Origin of the sequence: Nocardia coffeae (genome assembly GCF_019890715.1) — a bacterium.
GTDB lineage: Bacteria > Actinomycetota > Actinomycetes > Mycobacteriales > Mycobacteriaceae > Nocardia > Nocardia jiangxiensis.
Genome location: NZ_JAINZY010000007.1, coordinates 435,024 through 441,530 on the forward strand (window position 1 = coordinate 435,024; position 6,507 = coordinate 441,530).

Annotated in this window: 6 protein-coding genes; 4 read left to right on the plus strand and 2 right to left on the minus strand. The window is 65.9% G+C overall.

Annotated elements, in window-relative coordinates:
* Positions 1 to 265: 265 nt before the first annotated feature.
* Complete coding sequence (locus tag K7711_RS26680) at positions 266 to 3,178, plus strand: helix-turn-helix transcriptional regulator (RefSeq protein WP_222972164.1); 2,913 nt, start codon at positions 266 to 268, stop codon at positions 3,176 to 3,178.
* Here the strand turns inward: K7711_RS26680 and K7711_RS48520 are convergent.
* Positions 3,169 to 3,297, minus strand: coding sequence for a hypothetical protein (locus K7711_RS48520; protein WP_268929444.1), 129 nt, complete (start codon positions 3,295 to 3,297; stop codon positions 3,169 to 3,171). The two genes, K7711_RS26680 and K7711_RS48520, sit on opposite strands and share 10 nt — an antisense overlap.
* Here K7711_RS48520 and K7711_RS26685 point away from each other — a divergent pair.
* Complete coding sequence (locus tag K7711_RS26685) at positions 3,296 to 4,207, plus strand: haloalkane dehalogenase (RefSeq protein WP_222972165.1); 912 nt, start codon at positions 3,296 to 3,298, stop codon at positions 4,205 to 4,207. The genes K7711_RS48520 and K7711_RS26685 overlap by 2 nt on opposite strands.
* Entirely contained in the window at positions 4,204 to 5,100 is an 897-nt protein-coding gene (locus K7711_RS26690) for an alpha/beta fold hydrolase (RefSeq protein WP_222972166.1), read from the plus strand. The genes K7711_RS26685 and K7711_RS26690 overlap by 4 nt, the downstream gene beginning before the upstream one ends.
* Positions 5,101 to 5,196: 96 nt before the next feature.
* On the opposite strand, the gene K7711_RS26695 is transcribed toward K7711_RS26690, so the two are convergent.
* Positions 5,197 to 5,565, minus strand: coding sequence for a VOC family protein (locus K7711_RS26695; protein ID WP_222972167.1), 369 nt, complete (start codon positions 5,563 to 5,565; stop codon positions 5,197 to 5,199).
* A 480-nt stretch (positions 5,566 to 6,045) separates the two neighbouring features.
* Between K7711_RS26695 and K7711_RS26700 the strand changes: the two genes are divergently transcribed.
* Complete coding sequence (locus K7711_RS26700) at positions 6,046 to 6,351, plus strand: hypothetical protein (RefSeq protein WP_222972168.1); 306 nt, start codon at positions 6,046 to 6,048, stop codon at positions 6,349 to 6,351.
* Positions 6,352 to 6,507 lie beyond the last annotated feature (156 nt).

Genomic DNA, 6,507 nt, shown 5'->3' on the forward strand with positions numbered 1-6,507 from the left:
CGGGTACTGGTGAGAATCTGACCTACTGGTAAATCAGTGTACGTCGATCGATCCGATACGACGTCAGTCTGTTCTGCGAAGCTGTTGCAGCGTAACCGATGTCGGTTGCGTAGAACATCCGCTCTCGCGGTCGGGGGGTTTCACTGGATTTGCCGGGTAGCGAACTCGACCTGGGAGGAGGGCGAGTCTGGCCAACGCTGTGGGGCAACGGATCTCGGCCGTGCGACATCACTCGCCCCACTCGGCTTCCCAGGCGGCAGGAACAATGCGAGAACTCAGCGAAATCGAACCCACGGCTGCGCTGGTGGAGCAGTCCGGCGCGGGTGGGGCGCTCGAATATCTTCCGTTCGACGGTCCGGACGGCCGCTTGATCGGCCGGCGGGACGAACTCGATCGGATGGTGAAGCGGATCGACGGGGTGGTCGCCGGGGCGGGCGGGATCGTCCTGGTCGAGGGCGAATCGGGCATCGGCAAGACCGCGATGCTCACCGCGGCCGCGCGGCTCGCCTCCGCGCGCGGCATGCGGGTGCTGTGGAGTGAAGCGAAAGAGCTCGAGCAGCGTGTGGCACTCGCGGCGATGAGGCCACTGCGGGCCGCGATCGACGCGGCGGCGTCCACACCGGAGTTCCCGCCGATGCCGGAGGGGCGCAGTGCCGCCACCCCGATGGTGATCCGGCACGAGATGGGAATCATCGAGGACCTGCTTGTGAAGACCGAGAATTACTGTGCCGCAGGTCCATTCGTAATGATCGTGGACGATGCGCACTGGGCGGATTCGTCGAGCCTGCTGGCGCTGCAACGACTGGGAGAACTCGTCCGGACGCTACCGCTGCTGATCCTGCTCGCCGTCCGGCCGCTGCCGCGGCCGCGCCATCTGTCGGTGCTGCTCGCCGAATTCGAGTCGGGGGGCGCCGAACTCGTACGGCTCGGCCCGATGAGTGATTCGGAAGTTGCCGTGCTCGTGGAACTCTCACTCGGATCCGTTGCCGGGCCGCTGCTGTCGGCGGCTGTCTCCCGGGCGGGTGGTAATCCGCTGTACATCACCGAACTGGTGGCGGGACTGCTGCAGGCGGAGATGATCGAGTCCGGGGAAATCACCTCGGACACGACGACTTTCGCGGTGAACGGACCGAAGGACATTCGCCTACCGGAATCGCTGACCGATGTGATCGTCCGGCGGCTGGATCATCTTCCGGCGCGATCGCGGCAGATCCTGTCGATGGCAGCCGCATTGGGGCAGGGCGTCGAGGCGATCGAGCTGTCCGAGGTCCTCGAGGCCCCACTCATCGACGTATGGAACGTGATCAGTGTCGCGGTCGCCTCGGGAATCCTGGTTCGTTCCGGCGCCGAGCTGAGCTTCCGGCACGACCTGATCCGTCAGGTGCTGGCCGACCAGCTTCCACCCGCCACGCGGGTGACGTTGCAGTTGCGAGCGGCGCGGGTGCTGATGTCGATCGAGGCACCGGTAGAGCGCATCGCAATGTACCTGCTGACGGGTGACGGCCCGCTCGAGGCGACCGTGGTGGAGTGGCTGGTGGATGTCGCGGAGAGGTTGACCGGTCGTGCACCGGAATTGGCGGCCGGACTGCTCGCCCGGGGCCTCGGGACGCCGGGACTCGATGCGAGGTGCTACGACGAGTTGCGGCTCTGGCAGGTCAGGGCGCTGTTGTGGAGCGGGAACCCGACCAGGGCCGAGGCGGTGGCGCGGCAGGCGTTGTCGCAGGGCGCCATCGCGGCCGGTCGGCAGCAGGAGGTCGGCAACCCGCTGCGCTGGCTGCTGGCGCACGCGTGCTTCGCTCGCGGAAACCTACTCGACGCCGTCGCGCTCGTCGACTCGGTGCTTGCCCGCCCCGGCCTCACGGCACTGCAGGAGGGGCAATTCCACGGATTTCGTGCTCTGTGCTGTGTGCTGCTGGAACGGTTCGATATTGTCGAAGAGGCATCGGCACAAGCGATTTCAACCGGTGCAGCCTGCGAGGATCCGGTCGCATGGGGACTGGGTTCGTTCGCGCTGGGCTTGTTGCGATTCCATCAGGGATTTCTGGATGAGGCGCAGCAACTCGGTGATCGGCTGATGCGGAATTTCGAATCCAGTGGGCGCCCGCGACTGTCCCACATCCAGCCCTATTCGCTGAGCGGACGTTGTCTGGCCGAGTCGGACCGGTACGTGGTCGCGGAAAAGACACTCGAGCGGGCGATTCGGTACAGCGAGCACAACTCTGGAGTGTTTCTCGGCTTGAACCGGTTGGCGCTGGCGCAATTGCACTTTCTGCGAGGCCGCTGGGACGAATCCCTGATCGGACTGCGCGCCTGCCGGGAGATACCGGACGTGTCCGGCCATGCCGCACCCGCCGAGTGGTTGGAGGCGCTCGTCGCGGTGCACCGCGGCACGTTCGTCGGCGCCCCGGAATCGCTGGCCGCCCCCGATGATCGGGAGTGCCCCAGCTATCGGCACCTGCGCCCGTGGGTGCAGGCGTTGATATATGAGACGCAAGGTGATTCGAACGCGGCATTCGATACGCTGTGGGGCCTGCGCGGGGAGTTCGAGGACGGACTGCTGTCCGCCATGGCGTATCACGCATTTCCGGATCTGGCGCGAGTGGCGTTCGTGGCCGGGCGGATGGACATTGCCGGCAAGGTCGCTGCCGTCGCGGATCTGGTGGATGCGCGTCATTCCACACCCAGCCGGCGCGGCACGGCGGCGCTGTGTCACGGGCTGGCCGAGGGCGACGCCGCGCTTGTCGCCCGGGCCGTCGAATCGTTCCGGGAGGCCGGTCGCCCCTGGTATCAGGCACAGGCGAACGAACTGCTGGCGCTCCTGCTCGCGGGCGAGGGGCGGGAGGCGCAGGCTCGGTCCGCATTGGACGACGCCGTCGAGTTGTACGCCGGGTTCGGCGCCGAATGGGATATCGCCCGGGCCGAGGCACACCTGCGGGAATTCGGGATCCGCCGTGGCCGGCGTGGTCGCCGCAACCGTCCGAAGAACGGTCTGCAGGCACTCACACCGACCGAGCAGAAGGTTGCCCTATTGGTAGCGCAGGGGCTTTCGAACCCCGAGATCGCCACCAGAATGTTCGTCTCGCCCCGCACCGTCCAATCGCACATTTCGAGCATCCTGACGAAACTGCGACTGCAATCGCGGATTCAAGTGGCTGTTGCCATAGCCACTCAGGGATGACGCCGGGCCTGCGTCTCGGCGGCGTGGCTGTAGAGCGACTCCACCCCGGTGCGCTGGGCCACGGCTTTCGCGGTGGGTTGCGGGATTCTGTGACATGAATTGTTTACGGTGGTATGCATGCAGGTCCTGCGCACGCCCGACGATCGCTTTGCGGAGTTGCCCGATTTTCCGTTCCGGCCGCGCTATGTCGACGTGGCGGGGGACGACTCCCGGCTGCGGGTGCACTATCTCGACGAGGGCCCGGTCGGCGGCGAGGTCGTGCTGTTGTTGCACGGCGAGCCGTCCTGGTGCTTCCTCTACCGGCACATGATCCCGGTGCTCGTGGACGCTGGGCTGCGTTGTGTCGCGCCCGATCTGGTGGGTTTCGGGCGCAGCGACAAACCCGGCGACCGCGCCGACTACACCTACGCCCGCCACGTCGAATGGATGCGCGAAGCGCTTTTCGACCGGCTGGATCTGTCGTCGATCACGCTCGTCTGCCAGGACTGGGGTGGCCTGATCGGGTTGCGACTGGTCGCCGAGCATCCGGATCGGTTCGCCAGGGTGGTGGTGGCCAACACCGGACTGCCGACCGGTACCTCGAAGGTGACCGACGCTTTCCTTGCCTGGCAACAGTTCTCGCAGGAGTCTCCGGACTTCCCGGTCGGCGGCATCGTCGCGGGCGGCTGCCGGACGGCATTGTCCGCGGATGTGATGGCGGCCTACGACGCGCCGTTCCCGGACGAAACGTACAAGGCCGGTGCCAGGGCCTTTCCGCTGCTGGTCCCGACCGGGCCGGACGACCCCGCGGCCCCGGCCAACCGCCGGGCGTGGGAAGAATTGTCCCGCTTCGACAAACCGTTTCTCACCGCGTTCTCCGACGGTGACCCGATCACCCGCGGCGGCGACCGGCAATTCCGCGAGCAGATTCCCGGAGCGTCCGGGCGACCGCACACGATCATCGAGGGCGGCGGGCACTTTCTGCAGGAGGACAAGGGCCCCGAATTCGCGGCCGTGGTGGCGCAGTTCGTCGAAGACGCGGGACGGTGACCGTGACCGACACGCTCACCCCGCGGGTGACGGCCTGGCAGCGGGCCGGAACGGTCGAACAGGTTGCGGGCCATAGCATTTTCGTGCGCGAGCGTGGCGGATCGGCCGATCGGGCTCCGCTGGTGTTCCTGCACGGGTATCCGTCGAGTTCCTACGACTGGCGAGACGCCTTCGACCTGATCGACGGGCACCGGCTGATGGCGTTCGACTTCCTCGGCTTCGGGCTCTCCGACAAGCCGCGCGACCAGCTCTACACGCTGGCCGCCCAGGCCGACATAGTCGAGGAATTGACGCGACGATTCGCGGATGAACCGGTGGTCCTGGTGGCACACGACATGGGTAGCTCGGTCGCGACCGAACTCCTCGCGCGCGACATCGAAGGGCGGCTGTCGTTCCCGCTGCGGTCGGTGTTGCTGTTCAACGCCAGCCTGGTGCGCGAGCGGGCGAGCCTGCTGCGTGGACAGAAGCTGCTGTTGAGCCGGATCGGCCCGCTGTTCACACGGCTGACCACACAGTCCGGGTTCACCCGCCAGTTCGCGGGCATCTTCTCCGCCGAACACCCCCTCGACGCCGACGAGGCCGCCGACCAGTGGTCGCTGCTGGCCCGGTACGACGGCCACCACATGTTGGACAAGCTCATCCACTACAACCGCGAACGCGTGACGCCGCCGACCGCGGGCCGCTGGCACGACGCCCTGCGATCCTGGCCAGGCAGACTCGAACTGGGATGGGCCGGAAAGGATCCCATCTGTACCGAGGCCGTGCTCGAAGCCGTGCTCGCCCTTCGCCCGCACGCCGAACTGACGCGGTTGCCGGGGCTCGGGCACTACCCGCAGATCGAAGATCCCCGCACGGTCTGCCAACTCGTTCAACGGCACGCGTCACGGGACTGAGCGCCGCCATCAAGACCTCTGGGTTCTGTCGAGCCCGCACAGAACAGCCCGGCAATGGAGCCATCCGGCTCAATGATGCGGAGCACGACAGCCCGACTAGCCCCAGTTGGCAGCGAGGGTGAGGCAGAACGGGTGGCCGCTCGGATCGAGCAGCACCCGCCAGCTCTCACCGGGCTGAAACTCCGGCACCGTGGCGCCCAGTTCGACCAGTTGCTTACTGGCGATCTCGAGGTCTTCGACCGCCAAATCCAGATGGAACTGCTTGGTGCCATTCTCGTTCGGCCAGGTCGGCGCCTGATAGTCCGGGACCGTGCCGAACCCGAGCGCGTGATCCGGACCAGTGAGCATGGCGTACTCGTCCTGCGCGTGCGCGATCTTCCAACCGAGCGCCGCCGCCCAGAACTCCGCGTCTCGCCGTGCGTCGGCACTGTCCAGAGTGAGCATTTTCAACGTGGCAACCGCCATGGGGTTTCCTCTCCGCAACAAAATTACTGTCAGCCAGCCTGCAACACCGACGCCGCACGCGATTGCAAAAACGCGACACCGGCCCGCGCCCGAGATCGGGACCGGGGCGTTGCGTCGTGCCCAGCGGGAAGACGTACCCACAGTGCTCTCCGCACTGCGAAACTCGACCGATCGACTCCGATATCGACAGACACGTGTGGATGTTCGACCAGCGGCCGACCGCCTCCTAGTGCTGTCAGCACGCAAAACCCAGGTCGCTGACGAGAGCGGTCAGCCCAAATGAGTTCCACCCCAGGGGTATTGCCCGCGACAGCATCGTGAGCATGTGGCGATCCCGGACGATTCGCACATCGTCTCCCTCATCCATATACGGAGGGCGGCCTGAGAGTGGCACTTCGAGCCGGTCGATGGATGGATGGCGGCGGGTTATGGGTAGTGAAACATGTTAGAGTGCAATCCATTTCACGGATCGGGGAGGAAATGACAGAAACCGGCATCATCGCTGCTGATGTGGCGCAGGCCGCCAGCGCGCTCGCTCTGGGCCAACTGATCGCGGTGTTTCCCGAACCGACGAACGACACGGGGTCGGGGATCAATGCGGGGCTGTTGAAGTTCGCTCGCAACATCAGCAACAGTGACAACCAGGCGGTGTATGTCTACGAACAAGGCGCGGTCTGGCAAGACCGGCAAGAGAACAAGCAGACCGACAGCTGGGATACCAACCAAGAGCCTGGACCAGTTCCGCTGGTCGGAGGTCGCAAGCTTCGCGAGCTCGGCGCGCCGTGAGATCGGCAACGGAGTAACCCGGACCATCTACAAGTGGGGGTGCACCCTGGTGGACGGTCGGCATTTTGCCATCGGGAGGCAAGGCGAACACGGCCGCAACGCCGACTTCTCAAGGGTGTCTGGCGTGAAGGATCAAGTGATCCGGGTGGGGGCATT

Bases quoted from the DNA above. Each gene is read 5' to 3' on its own strand.
- K7711_RS26700 (WP_222972168.1), top strand. From the start codon at position 6,046: ATGACAGAAACCGGCATCATCGCTGCTGATGTGGCGCAGGCCGCCAGC.
- K7711_RS26685 (WP_222972165.1), top strand. From the start codon at position 3,296: ATGCAGGTCCTGCGCACGCCCGACGATCGCTTTGCGGAGTTGCCCGAT.
- K7711_RS48520 (WP_268929444.1), bottom strand. From the start codon at position 3,297: ATGCATACCACCGTAAACAATTCATGTCACAGAATCCCGCAACCCACC.
- K7711_RS26680 (WP_222972164.1), top strand. From the start codon at position 266: ATGCGAGAACTCAGCGAAATCGAACCCACGGCTGCGCTGGTGGAGCAG.
- K7711_RS26695 (WP_222972167.1), bottom strand. From the start codon at position 5,565: ATGGCGGTTGCCACGTTGAAAATGCTCACTCTGGACAGTGCCGACGCA.